Source organism: Corynebacterium glyciniphilum AJ 3170, assembly GCF_007673095.1.
In the GTDB taxonomy this organism is placed as follows: domain Bacteria; phylum Actinomycetota; class Actinomycetes; order Mycobacteriales; family Mycobacteriaceae; genus Corynebacterium.
This window is the reverse complement of the sequence record NZ_VDYZ01000003.1, coordinates 210,265-226,683: the sequence shown is the minus strand read 5'-3', so window position 1 is coordinate 226,683 and position 16,419 is coordinate 210,265. Positions and strand designations below refer to the sequence as shown.

Annotated in this window: 17 protein-coding genes; 8 read left to right on the top strand and 9 right to left on the bottom strand. The window is 62.1% G+C overall.

The window, feature by feature from the left end; genetic code table 11:
- Positions 1–57: 57 nt before the first annotated feature.
- Positions 58–684: a DUF4245 domain-containing protein gene (locus FS507_RS04635; protein ID WP_260853161.1), complete on the top strand. Its 627-nt coding sequence runs from the start codon at positions 58–60 to the stop codon at positions 682–684.
- 185 nt (positions 685–869) lie between these two features.
- On the opposite strand, the gene FS507_RS04630 is transcribed toward FS507_RS04635, so the two are convergent.
- Positions 870–1,151, bottom strand: coding sequence for an exodeoxyribonuclease VII small subunit (locus tag FS507_RS04630; RefSeq protein ID WP_145941622.1), 282 nt, complete (start codon positions 1,149–1,151; stop codon positions 870–872).
- Positions 1,144–2,499 carry an exodeoxyribonuclease VII large subunit gene (xseA, locus tag FS507_RS04625; RefSeq protein WP_145941621.1) on the bottom strand — a complete coding sequence of 452 codons (1,356 nt, stop codon included), beginning with the start codon at positions 2,497–2,499 and terminating at the stop codon, positions 1,144–1,146. Before xseA ends, FS507_RS04630 begins: the two co-directional genes overlap by 8 nt.
- A gap of 35 nt (positions 2,500–2,534) precedes the next feature.
- Between xseA and FS507_RS04620 the strand changes: the two genes are divergently transcribed.
- A complete protein-coding gene (locus tag FS507_RS04620; protein ID WP_145941620.1) occupies positions 2,535–3,569 on the top strand; it encodes a 4-hydroxy-3-methylbut-2-enyl diphosphate reductase in 1,035 nt (344 codons plus the stop codon).
- A gap of 41 nt (positions 3,570–3,610) precedes the next feature.
- Here the strand turns inward: FS507_RS04620 and FS507_RS04615 are convergent, their stop codons facing one another.
- The 4 genes from FS507_RS04615 to FS507_RS04600 are packed head-to-tail and all read right to left on the bottom strand — an operon-like array spanning position 3,611 to position 7,926.
- A complete protein-coding gene (locus tag FS507_RS04615; protein WP_145941619.1) occupies positions 3,611–4,408 on the bottom strand; it encodes a DUF6542 domain-containing protein in 798 nt (265 codons plus the stop codon).
- Between the two features lie 22 nt (positions 4,409–4,430).
- Positions 4,431–6,044: an AI-2E family transporter gene (locus tag FS507_RS04610; RefSeq protein ID WP_145941618.1), complete on the bottom strand. Its 1,614-nt coding sequence runs from the start codon at positions 6,042–6,044 to the stop codon at positions 4,431–4,433.
- Positions 6,045–6,088: 44 nt separating this feature from the next.
- The gene (metS, locus tag FS507_RS04605; RefSeq protein ID WP_145941617.1) at positions 6,089–6,268 is read right to left on the bottom strand and encodes a methionine/alanine import NSS transporter subunit MetS; all 180 of its coding nucleotides are present in this window, start codon (positions 6,266–6,268) and stop codon (positions 6,089–6,091) included.
- Positions 6,265–7,926 (bottom strand): sodium-dependent transporter, encoded by a 1,662-nt coding sequence (locus FS507_RS04600; protein WP_145941616.1) that lies wholly within the window; start codon positions 7,924–7,926, stop codon positions 6,265–6,267. The genes metS and FS507_RS04600 overlap by 4 nt, the downstream gene beginning before the upstream one ends.
- 171 nt (positions 7,927–8,097) lie before the next feature.
- On the opposite strand from FS507_RS04600, the gene ychF reads away from it, so the two are divergent.
- Together ychF and FS507_RS04590 are read left to right on the top strand one after the other, a co-directional pair.
- Positions 8,098–9,201 (top strand): redox-regulated ATPase YchF, encoded by a 1,104-nt coding sequence (gene ychF / locus FS507_RS04595; protein WP_145941615.1) that lies wholly within the window; start codon positions 8,098–8,100, stop codon positions 9,199–9,201.
- A gap of 20 nt (positions 9,202–9,221) precedes the next feature.
- Positions 9,222–10,049, top strand: coding sequence for a hypothetical protein (locus FS507_RS04590; RefSeq protein ID WP_145941614.1), 828 nt, complete (start codon positions 9,222–9,224; stop codon positions 10,047–10,049).
- On the opposite strand, the gene FS507_RS04585 is transcribed toward FS507_RS04590, so the two are convergent.
- Positions 10,050–10,907: a DNA adenine methylase gene (locus FS507_RS04585; protein ID WP_145941613.1), complete on the bottom strand. Its 858-nt coding sequence runs from the start codon at positions 10,905–10,907 to the stop codon at positions 10,050–10,052.
- Positions 10,908–11,002: 95 nt separating this feature from the next.
- On the opposite strand from FS507_RS04585, the gene FS507_RS04580 reads away from it, so the two are divergent.
- From FS507_RS04580 to FS507_RS04570, 3 genes are all read left to right on the top strand, one after another.
- The gene (locus FS507_RS04580; RefSeq protein ID WP_145941612.1) at positions 11,003–12,547 is read left to right on the top strand and encodes a recombinase family protein; all 1,545 of its coding nucleotides are present in this window, start codon (positions 11,003–11,005) and stop codon (positions 12,545–12,547) included.
- A 173-nt stretch (positions 12,548–12,720) separates the two neighbouring features.
- The gene (locus tag FS507_RS04575; protein ID WP_145941611.1) at positions 12,721–13,299 is read left to right on the top strand and encodes a Pycsar system effector family protein; all 579 of its coding nucleotides are present in this window, start codon (positions 12,721–12,723) and stop codon (positions 13,297–13,299) included.
- Between the two features lie 16 nt (positions 13,300–13,315).
- Positions 13,316–14,041 (top strand): adenylate/guanylate cyclase domain-containing protein, encoded by a 726-nt coding sequence (locus tag FS507_RS04570; protein ID WP_145941610.1) that lies wholly within the window; start codon positions 13,316–13,318, stop codon positions 14,039–14,041.
- Positions 14,042–14,364: 323 nt separating this feature from the next.
- On the opposite strand, the gene FS507_RS04565 is transcribed toward FS507_RS04570, so the two are convergent.
- Positions 14,365–14,943: a recombinase family protein gene (locus FS507_RS04565; RefSeq protein WP_145941609.1), complete on the bottom strand. Its 579-nt coding sequence runs from the start codon at positions 14,941–14,943 to the stop codon at positions 14,365–14,367.
- A 230-nt stretch (positions 14,944–15,173) separates the two neighbouring features.
- A complete protein-coding gene (locus tag FS507_RS04560; protein WP_070434724.1) occupies positions 15,174–15,737 on the bottom strand; it encodes an AAA family ATPase in 564 nt (187 codons plus the stop codon).
- 165 nt (positions 15,738–15,902) lie between these two features.
- Between FS507_RS04560 and FS507_RS18420 the strand changes: the two genes are divergently transcribed.
- Complete coding sequence (locus FS507_RS18420; protein ID WP_228073762.1) at positions 15,903–16,268, top strand: adenylyl-sulfate kinase; 366 nt, start codon at positions 15,903–15,905, stop codon at positions 16,266–16,268.
- The last annotated feature ends 151 nt before the right edge of the window (positions 16,269–16,419 follow it).

The following is a 16,419-nucleotide window of genomic DNA, read 5'->3' as shown; positions in this document are numbered from 1 at the left end:
GTCGCCCGATGGTGACGGTTAGGGCTCTGGGCACGGTTGTCTGCAATAATCAATGCCGTGAAACTCGAGAAACCGCGCATGTTCACCTCCACCCGCGACCTGCTGATTTCGCTGGGCGTGCTGGGGCTGGTGATGGCCTTCTCTGTCGGCTTCACCGGACTGTGCAGCTACAACCCTGGCCCGGCCGATACGACGGGGCAGGTCAACGAGGTGGACATCGACTCGATCCTGGGGACCGAGGCGCGGAGTCTGAGCATTCCGGTGCGCAATCCGGACGTGCCGGACAACTGGGAGCCTAATTCAGGGCGTCGGACGACCGTGGACGGTGAGCCGTCCTCGATCGCCGGGTGGGTCGTCGACGAGAAGTACTACATCTCCCTGACCCAGACCGGCGCCGAACTCGAGGACGCTGTCGCGGACGTGGACGACGACTACCGTGAGGAGACCGACTCGCACCGTAGTTCGGCCTCCGGGAAGACTGCGGAGACGCTCGGGGCCGCCGGGAACAGTGGGGACAGTGGGGACACAGTGACCTGGCGGATTTTCACCGGCGATGACGCGCGCACCATCTGGGCGGCCGACCTGGGCGAAGCCACCGTGCTGTTGTCGGGCACCGCCACCGGTGAGATCTACGAGACCTTGGCCGACAAGGTCGTGTCGACGGATCCGATCGTCACGGGTTAGGTGCACGCGTCCTAAAGGTGGGAGCCAGACGACGCCGAGGACCCGGCGCCGGAAATAGTTCTAGCCTCGGGCACGTATTTTTCCCGGCAGTGTGCTCGGGGCTAGAACTATTTCGGCGGAAACCTCTCAGGGGGCTCTGTGGACATCAGGTTGACGAGCTCACGGGGAACCACACCTAGTCCGGGCTACTCTGACTCCTCCGGCCCATTCTCCTCGTCGGAGGAGTTCTCCGGGTCGGTGTCGCGGCGGTTCTGCAGGGCCGCCTCCACCCGCTCGGAGGCGCCGTCGAGGTAGTGCTCGCAGTAGGCGGCGAGTTCCTCCCCCCGCTCCCAGAATCGCAGTGATTCATCGAGGCTCATCTGCCCGAGCTCGAGGATCTTGACGACCTCCACCAGTTCATCACGGGCCTGCTCGTAGCTCAGTTCCTCCAGGGGGCGGAATGTCTGCTTGTCGTCGCTGTCACTCATCGGTGGTGGGGTCCTTTCGGTCGGTGTTTCGGTCTGGGCTGGAGGACGTGGATGCGTCGTCCGGGGCTGGTGCGGGGGTTCCCTCGGCGCGCTGTACCGCCATGGCCGCGGCGGTGACGGATCCGTCAAGGACACGGATCCTCAACTGGGAACCCGGTGTGACGTCGTCAACTGTCGTCACAACCTGAGGTGGTGTGTGGTCTCTCGGGAGCACCTGCACCACGGAGTATCCGCGGCGCAGGGTCTGTGACGGACCCAGGGCGTTGACCTGTGCTTTCAGCGACGTGATCTGGGAGCGCATGTCCCGGATGGTGATCCCCAATGCGCGGTCGTTGCGCTCCCGGGCTTCGGACACGAGGTCCTGTTCGCGCCGGATCGGCAGCAGGGGGTCGGCCAGGACAGGCCGGGAGCGGACGGTGGACAGGCCCCGCTGCTCATTGGCGACCCAGGACCGCAGGGCCCCGGCGGCGCGGTCCCTGAGTTCGGTGACGAGCTCGATTTCAGCGGCGACGTCCGGGACGACACGTTTGGCGGCGTCCGTCGGTGTGGCTGCCCTGAGGTCGGCGACGTTGTCGAGAATCGGGTTGTCGGGTTCATGACCGATGGCGCTGACCACCGGTGTGGTCATCCGACTCACCTGACGGACCAGGGCCTCTTCCGAGAAGGGGAGGAGGTCCTCCACCGAACCACCGCCGCGGGCCACGATGATGACGTCGACCCGTGGATCGGACTCCAGTTGCTGGAGCGCGGCAAGGACCTGCGGCACTGCCTGGGGCCCCTGGACCGCGGTGTTGATGACTTCGGTCTGGACTGCGGGCCACCGATCGTGGGCGACGGCCAGGACATCCCGTTCCGCAGCGGAACCCCGCCCGGTGATCAGACCGACCCGGCGGGGAAGGAACGGAAGAGGGCGCTTGAGGCGGAGGTCAAACAGCCCCTCAGCGTCCAGCGCACGCTTGAGCTGCTCCATCCGTGCCAGCAACTCTCCGACACCGACATGCTGGACACGTGAGACCCACAGGGAGAATGAGCCACGACCCGAGTAGAAGGCCGGTTTGCCGTAGACCACCACCCGGTCACCGTTCTTCAGCGGTGTGGGCATGGAACGCAGCATCGATGTCGAGCAGGTCAGCGGGATGGACTGCTCCTTCTCCACGTCACGCAGGGTGATGTAGGAGAGCTTCCAGGACGGTTTCATGTTGACCTGGGTGATCTGCCCTTCCACCCAGAGATGGCCGAGACGTTCGATCCACCCTTTCACCTTGTCGTTGACCACGTGGACCGGCCACGGTGATTCCGCAGAGGTCGGTGACGGTGGTGAACCTGACGGTGGCGAGGCATCTGACATGGCTCTGATTGTAGAGGTCCGATAGCATGGGGGACATGACTGAGGCTTCACCTGTGGATAACTTCACCACAACTGCCCCGACGACCACCATCGACAACCCGAGGCCGGACGCCGACAGGCGTGACAGCAAGCGGGTGATGCTGGCGGCGCCGCGTGGCTACTGCGCCGGCGTCGACCGAGCCGTGGAGACAGTGGAGAAGGCGCTCGAGAAGCACGGCGCACCCCTGTACGTCCGCAAGGAGATTGTGCACAACAAGCATGTCGTCAAGACACTAGAGGAACGCGGTGTCATCTTCGTCGACCAGACGACGGAGGTGCCGGAGGGTGCAAATGTCGTCTTCTCCGCCCACGGGGTCTCTCCGCAGGTGCACCTGGAGGCGAAACAGCTGAACCTGAAGACCTTCGACGCCACCTGCCCGCTGGTGACGAAGGTGCACAACGAGGTCAAGCGGTTCGCCAAGCAGGGCTACCAGATCATCCTCATCGGTCACCACGGTCACGAGGAAGTCGAGGGGACCGCCGGCGAAGCGCCGGACGTGGTGCACCTGGTCGACGGGCAGGAGGATGTCGATGCGCTCGACTTCCCCGAGGACGCCAAGTTGATCTGGCTCTCTCAGACCACCCTGAGCGTCGACGAGACGATGCGCACGGTGAAACTCCTCCATGAGAAGTTCCCGCAACTGGAGACGCCACCGAGCGACGACATCTGCTATGCGACCCAGAACCGGCAGGTCGCGGTGAAGGCCATTGCCCCGCAGGTCGAGTTGATGATCGTGGTGGGGTCGCAGAACTCGTCGAACTCGAAGCGGCTGGTCGAGGTGGCGCTCCAGCACGGGACGAAGGAGTCCCACCTGGTCGACTACGCGGAACAGGTGGACCCGGCATGGTTCGACGGTGTCACGTCGGTGGGGGTCACCTCGGGCGCCTCGGTCCCGGAACTGCTCGTGCGAGGTGTGCTGGACCTGCTCGCAGAGCACGGATTCTCCAGCATCGAGGAAGTCACCACCGCCACTGAGGACCTGGTTTTCTCGCTGCCGCGTGAACTACGGCCCGCCCGGAACGCCAGCTGACTACACCCCCGGAATCATCGCGTCAGACGGTTCCGGGGGTACTAGTCCATGTCGAGGGGACGGTCCTGACTGCGTGACCGACGGCGACGACTCGCTTCCCGGAGCTCTGCGGCCGTACGGGTGCGGGTTTCGGTGCTGTCGGACTTCTCCGTCTCTTCCCGCCGGGTAGCGGGAGGACGGTTTTCATCGAAAGACGCAGAATACCGGGGATAGTCGCCCGCGGGGCGTTCTTCCCGAGCGTCAGTGGCGTCGCTGCTCGTCCGGTATGGCCGGGTCGTCTGCGCGTTCCGGTCCGGACGGTCGGCACGGTTGTTCCGTGCCCGATCCGACGTGCGGTCGTAGTCGCGCACCCGCGCGTTCAGACGCTGGTTGTTCTGTTCTGCATCACTCATCTGGCGACGGCGGGAGCGCTCGCGCCGGTGTTGACTCTGCAGTACCGCGGCGTCGATCCGCTGACGCACGACGGCAATAATCACGCAGATGACGAATGTGCCGGCCAGCCAGAGGAACTTCTCGATCGCGGGGTAGGCGGCGGTGATCAGAGTGGTCCTGAGGCTGGACCCCGCCGACGTCGGAGTGTCTCCGGCCAATCCCGCCCCAGTGATGCCGAAGAACCAGTACGCAGGCAACAGGACGACGGTGAGGAACAGTCCACGAAGTTCGACCAGGGCAGTGCATACGACCGCCGAGACGGCGAAGAGCACGATGTAGGCGGTTCCGACCCCGCCGAGCACGATCCCGGTGAGGACCACGGCCGCCATCACGAGGAGAGGGGCCCATACCGGAATCAGGCCCCTGCGGTTCAATGGGGCGGACTCGTCAGTGGTGTCAGAAGTCACGGGCGCTGATGTTACCCGATCCTCACGACTGCTTCGAAGCAGAGTCGTCACGCGGCTTGTCGTCCTTGTCGTCTCTACCGTCCTTGTCATCCTTGTCGTCGGGTAGGAGCGGTGCGAGGAACCGGCTGAACGGCTTGGGCTCGCCGGACTCGTCACTCGTCAGGGACTTCTTCCAGTCCTGCCATCGTTGGGCGGCCTGCTCACGCTGGGCACCGGTCTGTTTGCCGGCGGTGGTGGCGAAGGTGATGTCCTTGGAGTGCTTCTCTCCGGTCGCCAGGTCTGTGAGGTCGCCGATGTAACGGAAGACCTCGGTGATCAACGCGGCCACCGGGACGGCGAGGAATGCGCCGATGATGCCGAAGAGACCGCCGCCGACCGTGACGGACAGCAGGACGACAACCGCGTGCATCTTCATCGCACGTGACTGCAGGACGGGCTGCAGGATATTGCTTTCGAGCTGTTGGACAGCCAGGACGACAGCCAGGATGATCAACGCCGTCGTGAACCCGTTCGCCACGAGCGCGATCAGCACCGAGAGTGCGCCGGCGGTGACAGCACCGACGATCGGGATGAAACCACCGAAGAAGGTGATGATCGCCAGCGGTCCGGCGAGGGGAACACCCATGATAACGAGGCCGAGGCCGATGAAGAACGCGTCGACGAAGCTGACGATGGCCTGGGTCCGGATAAAGCCACCCAGTGTGTTCCAGCAGCGGGTCAGCACCTCGGTCAGGTGCCACCCGACACGACGGCCGGTGATACGGCGAACCATCGGCAGGAACTTCTCGCCGTCCTTCAGGAAGAAGAAGATCAGCACCAGCATGACGAAGAGGGTGATGGCGCCGGACGTGACCGCGGACACGCCCGTGATGGCGGTCTGGGTGATCTGGTCGGTCTGGTCCTGGACCCAGCTGGTGGCCTGGTCGATCATGTTGTCGATCTGGTCACTCTGGAGATTCAGCGGGGGACCGGCGACCCATTCCTGGATCTGCTCGATACCTCTGGCACCGCTGTCGACCAGCTGGGGGATCTGCTTGGACACGCTCGGGGCGATCGCGGCGATGATGCCGCCGATCACGGCGAAGAACAGGATGATGGTCAGCAGCACCGCAAGCGCATTGGGCACGTGCCCCTTGCGTAGCAGACGCACGACCGGCCACAGGACGGTACAGACGATGATCGCCAGGATGACCGGCAGGATGCCCGTCCAGAGCCCGGACAGGGCGAAACCGAGGACCCACAGCGCCGCTGCGACCACCAGGAACCGCAGGCTCCAGCCTGCCGCCCACCGGGCTGATGTGCCGATGACTTCGGCACGGTCGCGGAGTTCTTCTCCCGGCCCGGCCTTCTCGTCGGACTGCAGGACCGCGGACTGATCGTCCGGTTCCTGCATGGCCGGATCGTCTTCCAGGAAGATCGAGTCCCGGGACGCCTCGGCAGGACTCTTCACCGGTGTCGAATCCTCTCCGGGGATGGGCAGCGAGGACTCGGGGTCCATACGGCCGGATCCCATGAGGATATCGGCGAAGTCCCGGCCGTCGACGACATCGCGTGGGTCGGGGCTGTTCGGTCCCCCGGACTTCTTCCGCCCGGAGGACCCGTTGTTGTTCTTGGAATCACTGCTCACCCGACCCATTGTGCCCTACAACGCGGTGTGCGTCATCGGGACGGGCCGGGTACTCACCCCGCGGGGTGGGATGTGGCGTGCAGGATGAGAGTCTCGTCGTCGGTACCGGGGGCGGTGCCGAGGTCCCCGGACTCTTCATCGGAATGATTCCTGAGGTTGACAGCGGCGAGGACGAGGCCGCCCCAGAGGAAAACCATGAACAGGACCATCATGACGATTGCTGTTGTGCTCATCGGGTCGCTCCTTCTTCCTTGGGTGCGGAGGTGGCGGTGGGGCCACCGGCAAGTGGGTTGGGGACTCCACGTCCACGGCCGCCCGGGGGAACACCGAAGTCAGACCCCGGTGTTCCGTCCAGGACGAGGGACTTCCTGCGGTAGGGAACAGCGTGCATGATGACACCGCCCACTGCGATGACGATGATCAGCAGCCAACCCCAGGTGAAGACCTGGCTGTCCCGGTAACCGCCGTAGCCTTCGTCCAGGAGTGTGGAGACTTCACTGAGGAGCGTGAAAGTGAGGATCACGGAGGTCACGTACATCAGGAATGTGCGCCATGTCGGGCCGACCTTGAAGGACGATACAGCGTTGAGATGCTGCTCCAGTTCATTGATCCGCATGGTCAGGACCCCGACCACGATAATGGCGACCAGTGCAGCCAGGACGATACCGATGTTGTTGGTGAACTTGTCCATGACGTCCAGGGTCACCAGTCCACTGGTCGCGGAGAACGCGAGGATGGACAGGACGGCCATCGGGATGCCGACCGCCAGTGCCGCGGTGCGGCGAGGCAGGTCGAACTTGTCACGGACGGCGGAGGCCACGACCTCCACGATGGAGATCAGTGAGGTGACACCTGCGATCGCGAGGCTGGCGAAGAACAGGATGCCGAAGATCTCCCCGGCGGGCATCTGGTTGATGATCGTCGGGAATGCTTCGAACGCCAGCCCGATACCGGATGTGGCGACTTCGCTGACCGGGATTCCGGACGCGGCGGACATGAACCCGAGTGCGGCGAACACGCCGATGCCGGCCAGCACCTCGAACGAGGAATTGGCGAAAGCGGTGACCAGACCGGTGCTGGTCAGGTTCGAGCGGGGCTTCAGGTAGGAGGAGTAGGTGATCATGATGCCGAAGCCGATGGACAGGGAGAAGAAGATCTGTCCGTATGCGGCGATCCAGACGGAGGCGTCGGTCAGGGCACTCCAGTCCGGGGTGAAGAGGGCATCCAGGCCGGTGCCGGCACCGTCGAGGAACAGTGCGCGGACCACCATGACGATGAACAGCACCAGAAGCAGGGGGATGAAGATGACGTTGAGACGCCCGATACCCTTGCTCACGTCCAGAACCAGAGTCGCGAGAACGACGACCCAGACGACGATCATCGTGATCAGGATGGGCATGACGAAACTGCCGGAGAACACGGTCTCCGTGTCTGCCTGGAGGAACTCGCCGGAGAAGTAGTCACCGGGATTCTCTCCCCATCCCTTGGTGAAGGACTTCATCGTGTAGAGCAGTGCCCAGCCGACGATCGCGGCGTAGTAGACGGCGATGAAGAAGGAGATCCCGGCCTGGAACCACCCGAGGATCTCCGCGCGGGGGTGGATGCGACGGAAGACCAGTGGTGCAGAGCCCCGGAAGCGGTGGCCGAGAGCGAAGAACATCCACAACAGAGGAATGCCGGCGGTGAGCAGGGCGATCATGTAGGGGACGAGGAAGGCACCGCCCCCTGATTCGTAGGCGACGTAGGGGAATCGCCAGATGTTGCCGAGGCCGACGGCGGAACCGATGGCGGCGAAGAGGAAGAGGAGCCGCGAGTTGAACGTGTCGCGGGTGACCTTTCCGTCCTTGCCGTCGGATCCGACCTGCGGCCCGGAAGGAGAGTCTGCAGACATGTGCGTGGGCCTCCGGGTGTCTAGTTGTGGCAGGTGAACTGAAGAAATCGAATCTATCCTAGATTCCCACCAGACTTCCAGGAAACAGACAGTTAGGGAACGGTTTCGTCAGGACCCGCACGTGCGGGGGTGGGCGCCGAGGCGGGGACGACACGGGTTAGGATGGGCGCCGTGACCCTAACTCTCGGAATCGTCGGCCTGCCCAATGTCGGTAAGTCCACGTTGTTCAATGCCCTGACCCGCAATGACGTCCTCGCGGCGAACTACCCTTTCGCCACGATCGAGCCGAACGTCGGCCTCGTCGAACTTCCCGATCCGCGTCTGGACCGCCTGTCGGAGATCTACTCTTCCGAGCGGATCCTGCCGGCCACCGTGTCCTTCGTCGACATCGCCGGCATCGTCAAGGGTGCTTCCGAAGGTGAGGGGATGGGCAACGCCTTCCTCGCCAACATCCGTGAAGCAGATGCCATCTGCCAGGTTGTGCGTGCTTTCTCGAATGACGACGTGATCCACGTCGACGGTCGCGTCGATCCTGCGACCGACATCTCCGTGATCGAGACCGAACTCATCCTCGCTGATCTGCAGACCGTGGAGAAGGCCGTGCCCCGCCTGGAGAAGGAGGGACGCAAGGACCGTGAGAAGGCCGACCAGGCTACCGCCGCCAAGCAGGCGCAGGGGATCCTGGAGGACGGACGGACGCTGTACTCCGCCTCCGTCTCCGGGGAGTTTGATCTGGCTGCGGTCCGTGAGCTTCACCTGATGACCGCCAAGCCGTTCCTCTACGTCTTCAACTCCGATGAGGCGGTGTTGACCGACGAGTCCCGACAGAAGGAACTGCGGGATCTCGTGGCCCCGGCGGACTGTGTGTTCCTGGATGCCGCGACCGAGGCGGAACTTCTGGAGCTCGACGACGAGGAGGCTGCCGAGCTGCTGGCCTCGGTGGGGCAGGACGAGCCGGGGCTGCAGACGCTGGCCAAGGCCGGATTCGCCACGCTCGGCCTGCAGACCTACCTCACGGCCGGACCGAAGGAGGCACGCGCCTGGACGATCCCGCAGGGTGCGACCGCTCCTCAGGCTGCCGGAGTGATCCACACCGACTTCGAGCGAGGCTTCATCAAGGCCGAAATCGTCGGGTTCTCCGATCTGGACGAGTACGGCTCCGTCGCCGAGGCCCGTAACCACGGCAAGGTCCGCCAGGAAGGCAAGGAGTACGTGATGCAGGACGGCGACGTCGTGGAGTTCCGTTTTAATACAACCTCTGCGAACAAGAAGTGACTGATCCGGTGAACCCTCTGATGCAGGCCGTTCGAGATCGGCCGTTCACCACCGACGAGGTGGAGCAGGTGCGACTCCTCCTCAGCACGTTCCGTGACGGCTCGGGACAACGGCTGAAGGTCGCTGGCGGTTATATGCCTGACTACCTCGCCTTTGAACGAGTCACCGCTGCTGTACTTGGCGGCGATACCAACGAGGACAAGGGCATCTTCGATGTGGCCGTCCCCCGTCCACGTGCCAGCCAGTGGGGTGTGTCGTGCAAGATGACCGCCAAGCAGCCTGTGAAGAACAAGACCTGGTTCATGGAGCTCTCCAACTCGGCGAAGAAGCTGACCGATGCCCAGGAGGAACTCGGCATCGACTGGCGCACCCAACCTGAACTGGCTGGCCCCAACTTGATCGAGACCGTGCGCTCATGGCACGACGCGGTGCGTGACTTCTACGACGTCGACGCCAGCAAATACCTGCTGATCACGCACGATCGCTCCTGGAAGACGTTCCAGATGGCCTGCTTTGACATTGACGCGATCGAGTCGGACCTGGCCGGTGACATCGAGTGGGTGGTGGAAGGTGGCTCGGCCAGAAACCCCTCATCAGTAGCTGGCTACATCGAGCATCCCGACCCGTCCATCGAGAAACCGCATCGTCTGTGGCAGTGGTTCGCCAGGTCGGGCGGGCAGCTCAAGTTCTACCCGCCCCTCGGGTGGGAGGAGTGGAAAACCGAGCCGTTCGAGCTGGAGACCTGCCAGGTCAAGGACCTCAAGGCCAAGGTCGACGAGTACTGGCCTGGGGCGTGGCCCGTCGGATCTGTGATCGACGACCCAGAAACTGACCAGAACCAGGTCTGATCACTTCTTGACCCAGAGCACCTCCATGCGCTCCGCTGCCTTTTCGACCTTCGGCGGCTTGACCAGGATCTTCTCCCAGCCGACGAGCTTCTCGTCATAGAGGTGGTTCGCGTACCCGGATATGACCACCGGACCCGGGTGCGCGATCAGTGCGTCCAACAGCTCGACGTGCTCCTCGACGGACATCTCGGAGGCATACATCTTCTGGGTGCGGGTCTCCATCAGGTACGGCGGGTCCGCGTAGATCTGGGTGTCCGCTGTCGAAAACCGCTTGATGACCTCGATGGCGGGACGGCACTCGATCTCTGCATCCTTGAGCCGTGCAGCCAGTTGTTGCAGTTCCCCGGGGACCTTCGCCCACCTGAGCGACATGCCGCCAGCGCGTTGTCGGGAGCCGCGGTTTTTCCACCCCGTCTTCTTTGCCAGGTCGGACGCATGCGCTTGCCAGATGCGGGTGACGAACCGCCTCGCATCCTCCAGCTCGTCACCTGTGACGAGGTGGCTCTGGTTGTACTCCTCGCGGCTCCACGGGGTGGTCTCCAGCGCGAACACGAGGTCATCAGTCCGGTCACGTAGAACCCGGAAGAAGTTCACCACGAGGCCGTGTGAGTCGTTCACCAGCTCATGCCCGCTCGGATCCTTGGTGAAGAACACCGCCCCCGAACCGAAGTACGGCTCGATGTAGTGGTAGTGCTCACCGAAGTGGCTGACGATCTCGCTCGCCAAGGACCACTTGCTTCCTGGATACCGCAGCGCAGCCGATCGACGCTTGGGCGGGTCGATGACTTTATCGGCGCTGAGCAGGGGAGCTGTATCGGATTGATCGAAGAGTGTCACAGGGATCTCGGATCTGGTCATGTGCGGTAGTCTACGGCTCCGCTGGGCAGGCAGCAGAACACACAGGTCAGGTGTTCTAATTCAACCTCCCCACCTCGCTGCGTATCATCGCGACCATGACTGACGGAGCCACCAGAGCGGCAATCTACCTGCGCATCTCCCTCGACCGCGCCATGGACGGACTCGCCATCGACCGGCAGCGTCAGGACTGCGAGGCAATCGTCGAACAACGGGGCTGGACACTCACCGAAACATACGTTGACCAGTCGATATCAGCCTCCAAGCGGAATGTGACCCGCCCAGCCTATGACCGCATGGTCGCCGACTACGAGGCGGGTCTGCTTGACGCGATCGTCTGCTACGACCTCGACCGCCTCACGCGCCAACCAAGGCAGCTGGAGGACTGGATCGACCGGGCCGAGCAACACGGACTCCTACTGACCACGGCTAACGGCGAGGCCGACCTTGGTACCGACGGTGGACGGATGTATGCCCGCATCAAGGCTGCGGTCGCTCGGGCCGAGGTCGAGCGCAAGGGGGAGCGTCAGTCGCGTGCACAGCGTCAGAGGGCAGAGCAGGGGAGACCTCCCAAAGGGATCAGACCGATCGGCTACGCGCTGTCCGGTGACGTCATCACCTCAGAGGCCGCCGTCGTCCTCGGGATCTACCAGGCCATGGACCGGGGTACGTCACTCCGTGATGTCTGCCGAGCCCTCAACGGTGACACCGAGGTCGCCCGCAACGGTACGAAGGTCCCCTTGCCACCGCTTCCCAAGACGCCACGACACACCCACACTCTCGACATCGAGCGCAATGAGCGCCGCCGTGCCGCAGGACAGCCGGAGAAGCCGGTCACCGACCCTTACCCGTGGATACCAACCACATTGCTGTCGATCCTGAGGAACCCCCGCTATGCCGGCTACAGCGTCTACCGCAAACGCACTGGTGCAGACAAGGCGAAATGGTCTGGCTGGCGGGACGCCATTGTTCGTGATGAAGCCGGGGAGCCCATCAAGGGGATGTGGGAGCCGATCGTGTCCGCCGACCTGTGGTGGAGAGTGCAAGAGCATCTGGATGATCCGACGCGGAAGACCAATCGCACTGGGTCCACAGCGCGCACTCACCTCGGGTCGGGTCTCTATGTTTGCGCCCAGTGCGGCAGGCCGGTACGCACCCATGGAGCCCGGTACAGGTGTCCGGACGCGCATGTCCTGCGGTCTCAGAAACAGGTGGACGACTATGTCGTAAGGGTCGTCCGTGCACGTCTCGCACGGCCGGACATCGCGTCGGTCATGACGAGCACAGACGCGGCACGTACCAGTGCTGTCGACGATGAGATCGCTGATCATCGCGCCAAGATCTCCCGGGCTCAGTCCGACTATGACGCCGAGCTCATTGAGGCAACGGACCTCAAGCGCATCAGGGACCGCGCCCGCGCTGTCATCGAGGAGTTGACCGCTCAGAGGCTCCGTCTGACAGCGGGGGACGAACTGGCCGCCATCCTGGGCGGACCAGATCCGGTGAAGCTCTTCGACAAGGCGGACCTGGCGACGCGACGCCGCATCATTGATCTGCTGGCCGAGGTCGCACTTCATCCCGGTGTGCGAGGTTCGCGGACCTTCCGACCGGACAGCGTTGAGATCCGCTGGCGTGCCGACTGACCGAGTCATGACGCCACACGTCCTCATTACCGTGGGTCATACTCACCACAGCCGTCACCACGAGCAAGAGCGCTTTGACCCGAACGAGGGGACCGTCAAACGGCATTAGCCAGGTGTCTCGTGTGACTACGTGGTGCTACATCGCGACATACACGGCTGGTACTCTTCGAGTCATGGTGAGTTCGTGGCGACGCCGCCGTACACAGCATCTTGTTGCACCTGCTGACGGCGATCTGCCGGGTCCTAATCCCGACCATGCGTGGAAGACTTTGTCCTTGGTCAACGAGTGGATACGGCACTCCGATGCTAAGGCTGGTGTGACTCTCGCATTCGTGGGCGTGATGGGCACTCTGACGTTCAACCTCTTGAAAGACGTGAGTAGATGGTCATGTCTGACCATCATCCCTGCCGCAGTGGCGTGCGTTCTTCTGGCCGTGACGGTAGGCATGTGCGCATGGACACTGACACCGCGAGTGAAAGACAAGAGTAGTGATGCGGAGGCGAGGGGCCTGCTGTTCTTCGCCCACATCAGCCAGGGTTTTGCTGAGGACCGTCGAGGCTACAGGTCCGAGCTGGCGGCGCTGTCCTCTGATCCCGTTCGGCTGACTGAACAGATCGCCGACCAAGTTCACGCAAACGCGCTGGTCGCGACCCTCAAGACTAAATTCGCGATGTGGGCGATCCTCGCTGCGGTCGCCTCTGGTGTGGCGGTTGCCGTGCTGGCACTGATCATCAACATTACAGAGACGTAAATACTGGGAAGGTACGATGGACGGCAATTACAAGGCATATGACTACGAAGCTAGCTCGGACCGCATCAAGGAGATTCTGGAACAGCCTTCGGGCCAGTTCGACGAAGTAGAAGCGCTACCTGACCGCGACCGGCTGACTTATAACAATGGGTTCTACGGATGGTGCTCGGCGGTCTTTGTCGACATACGAGATTCATCTGGGCTAACTGATAAGAATCAGCGGCCGACGTTGGCGAAGATCTATCGAGCCTTCATTTCCGAGATGGTTTCGGTGCTTAACTCGCACGAGAACGTGAGGGAAGTGAACATCGTCGGTGATTGCGTATGGGGGGTCTACAAGACGCCGAAAAAGGCCGACATCGACGGTGTTTTCGGAATTGTATCTCAGGCGAATACCCTGTTGAAGTTGCTGAATCACCACTACGAAAGGAAAGGAATCGATCCTATCAAGATTGGAATTGGTGTTGACTATGGACGAGTGTTGATGGTCAAAGCAGGGTTTAGTGGTAGTAGGATTAACGAGGTGGTCTACATGGGCGATGTCGTCAATCGGGCTTCGCACTTGGCGCACGAGGCCGGACGAGGGGCTGCGAATCCTATCTTTATTGGTTCGATATTTCAGCAGAACCTGAATGAGGTCAATCAGAAACTTCTCTGTCCTGAGTCGTTGGGTGGGCTGGGTAAGGTATATACGGGGAATTTTGTACGGGTGAATATGAACGACTGGATTAAAGGACTTTAGAAATTCTGTGGGCATTGTCCGAGAGGATATATTCTCAGGGAGACGGTACTTAATTAGCGTGATATTTAATTTCGCAGCAGTGTCTAGTCGGAGGGCGGATAGTGTTCAGGAGTTCGGTACTTTCAAGGCAGCCACAGTTTTTTTTTGGACAGGGCCGGCTCATAGAAGCAGCGTGGTATGTCTACCGGCGTCGTAACGCTGTCAGGTATCCCCGGCACCATCGTTGGGCTGTGTTCGATCGTTGGCACGGTGGCGGCATATTCCATGTAGCCGTCATTCCTCCCCCACGGGGCGGCTGAGTGGATCCGGGGGGCCGACCTACGTCACCGGTGGTGGCTGAGCGCTCTGTACACCGTCTGCCTACTGACCCCCATCGACCGTGCGATCTCGGTCTTCGGCTCCCGGGCTGCGGCCCTGGCCCTCACCTCCGCGACCTGGTCGGCGGTCAGTTTCGGTGTTCCGCCCTTGTACGCGCCCCTCTTCTTCGCCTCGGCGATCCCCTCCATCTGCCGCTCACGGATGATCGAGCGCTCGAACTCGGCAAAGCTGCCGAGAATCCCCAGCATCAGTGTCGACCTTGGGTCCGTACCATCCTTAGAGAAAACAAGGTGCTCATGCACGAACTCCACGGCGGCTCCCTTCTCCACCACCCGGTCCACGATCTGCCGGAGGTCCGTCATGGACCTGGCCAGACGGTCGATGGACGAGACGACCAGCGTGTCACCGTCCCTGATGTAGTCAAGCGCGGCGGCGAGACCTTCACGACCCGCTGTGCTCTTCCCTGAAATCTTGTCCTGGAAGACCCTGTCGACCTCACCCACACTCTCGATCTGTCGATCGAGGTTCTGGTCGGTCGTGCTCACCCTGATGTAGGCCACCCGCTGCCCGCTGCTCACCGTCATTATCACCAATCTGTTCCATCAATCTCTAGACCCTACGTTACATAGTGTAACACAGACCTATTTGCAATCCTGTTGGTACACATTGACTGTGAATGTGATCGATATATGGCGTGATTCTGTGGTCGCTCTGTGGCGTGCAGGGCCCAACTCCGCACCTAAAGCTGTCGTCTCAAACCGGGTCACGTTACACAGAGGGACATAAGGTTTTGTATCCGATCGTGACCTGCCCCTCACACAGCTTCAGGGTCGGGAGGGAACGCCACCGCCCTGATAGCTGCGACCGTCTGCTCCTGGGTCAACGAGGAAACGTCGATGTTGGTAAACGCACGTCGGAGCCATGCTGCCTGTTGAAAGACTGGGAATTTGTTCAGCCTCCATCGCAGAGCACCAGACTCTTCAGTGTCCTCTTCTGCGCGGCGTCGGTGTTCTACTGGATCGATGTTCAGTACCACAGGCGTGAGTCGGACCGATGGATCAAGGTCGGACGTAATCTCCGACCAGTAGTCCTCCACCATCACAGTCTGGGGAACAACGATGGTCACGGGGCTGCCCTCCGGCAACTCCCGGAGGACAGCGTTGAGCGTGGTAGCCACAAGCTTTCTCCATGCGGGCCATTCCTGGAAGTCGTGGACGGGCACCACCGGCTGAAGAACAGGCCTTAGAAGAGCCCCGACCTCTTCAGGGTCAACGATCACCACACCGGGAACTTTTCGTGCCAACAACTTCGCTGCCGTCGTCTTGCCCGAACCGAACGCACCGTTGATCCATATGACGTGTGGCTGAGTCTGCTGCATGCGGGCAGTTTACCTTTCGATACCCGCTGCCTCACTCGAAGTGGCCTACTGCCACACACACGAGAAGGTCATGACATCACTAGGCGGCGAAACCGTTGATCAGCGCCTCGACGGTGGGCAAGCCGCTGATAGCCCTCCGACATCGGGACATGTCATCATGAGGCCATGAACAGCACGCATATGCTTCTGATCGGCGGGCGATCCGGTGTAGGAAAATCAACCGTGGCCTTCGCCCTTCATGACCTCCTGTCTGCACGCGGAGTCAAGCACGTCGTCATCGAGGGCGATGCGCTCGACCTCGCGTACCCTGCACCGTGGGAGCAGCAGATGGCAGAGCGAAACCCGACATCGCACAGCAATCGAACCGCTGACTCGGCGATTTCGTTTACGTTCGGCGTGCAGTTGCTCCGCCTGGCGCATGTTCTGCAGGCTAAGGACAGTGCATCTCAGGAATCATGCTGCGAACCGACCCACATCAGAGCGATGTTGCTACGGGGTGAGACATCGGGACAGCGCGTGGCCCTCCAATGAGCAAAGTGCCTGGTAGTCGACTGCATTCCCCCGAGCAGACCCCAGCTACGAAGGTAGACGACGGGTAGTCGCCTGGGCGTGTAGCTCGATGCTCGTGTGGCCGCCCTGTGGCCAAGCAAAAAAGGAACCGGCCCTGAGATCTAATCTCAGC

Excerpts from the sequence above, each read along its gene's own strand:
- FS507_RS04630 (WP_145941622.1), bottom strand. The coding sequence starts at position 1,151 with ATGAGTGACAGCGACGACAAGCAGACATTCCGCCCCCTGGAGGAACTG.
- xseA (WP_145941621.1), bottom strand. The coding sequence starts at position 2,499 with ATGTCAGATGCCTCGCCACCGTCAGGTTCACCACCGTCACCGACCTCT.
- FS507_RS04620 (WP_145941620.1), top strand. The coding sequence starts at position 2,535 with ATGACTGAGGCTTCACCTGTGGATAACTTCACCACAACTGCCCCGACG.
- FS507_RS04610 (WP_145941618.1), bottom strand. The coding sequence starts at position 6,044 with ATGGGTCGGGTGAGCAGTGATTCCAAGAACAACAACGGGTCCTCCGGG.
- metS (WP_145941617.1), bottom strand. The coding sequence starts at position 6,268 with ATGAGCACAACAGCAATCGTCATGATGGTCCTGTTCATGGTTTTCCTC.
- FS507_RS04600 (WP_145941616.1), bottom strand. The coding sequence starts at position 7,926 with ATGTCTGCAGACTCTCCTTCCGGGCCGCAGGTCGGATCCGACGGCAAG.
- FS507_RS04590 (WP_145941614.1), top strand. The coding sequence starts at position 9,222 with ATGCAGGCCGTTCGAGATCGGCCGTTCACCACCGACGAGGTGGAGCAG.
- FS507_RS04585 (WP_145941613.1), bottom strand. The coding sequence starts at position 10,907 with ATGACCAGATCCGAGATCCCTGTGACACTCTTCGATCAATCCGATACA.
- FS507_RS04580 (WP_145941612.1), top strand. The coding sequence starts at position 11,003 with ATGACTGACGGAGCCACCAGAGCGGCAATCTACCTGCGCATCTCCCTC.
- FS507_RS04575 (WP_145941611.1), top strand. The coding sequence starts at position 12,721 with ATGGTGAGTTCGTGGCGACGCCGCCGTACACAGCATCTTGTTGCACCT.
- FS507_RS04570 (WP_145941610.1), top strand. The coding sequence starts at position 13,316 with ATGGACGGCAATTACAAGGCATATGACTACGAAGCTAGCTCGGACCGC.
- FS507_RS04565 (WP_145941609.1), bottom strand. The coding sequence starts at position 14,943 with ATGACGGTGAGCAGCGGGCAGCGGGTGGCCTACATCAGGGTGAGCACG.
- FS507_RS04560 (WP_070434724.1), bottom strand. The coding sequence starts at position 15,737 with ATGCAGCAGACTCAGCCACACGTCATATGGATCAACGGTGCGTTCGGT.
- FS507_RS18420 (WP_228073762.1), top strand. The coding sequence starts at position 15,903 with ATGAACAGCACGCATATGCTTCTGATCGGCGGGCGATCCGGTGTAGGA.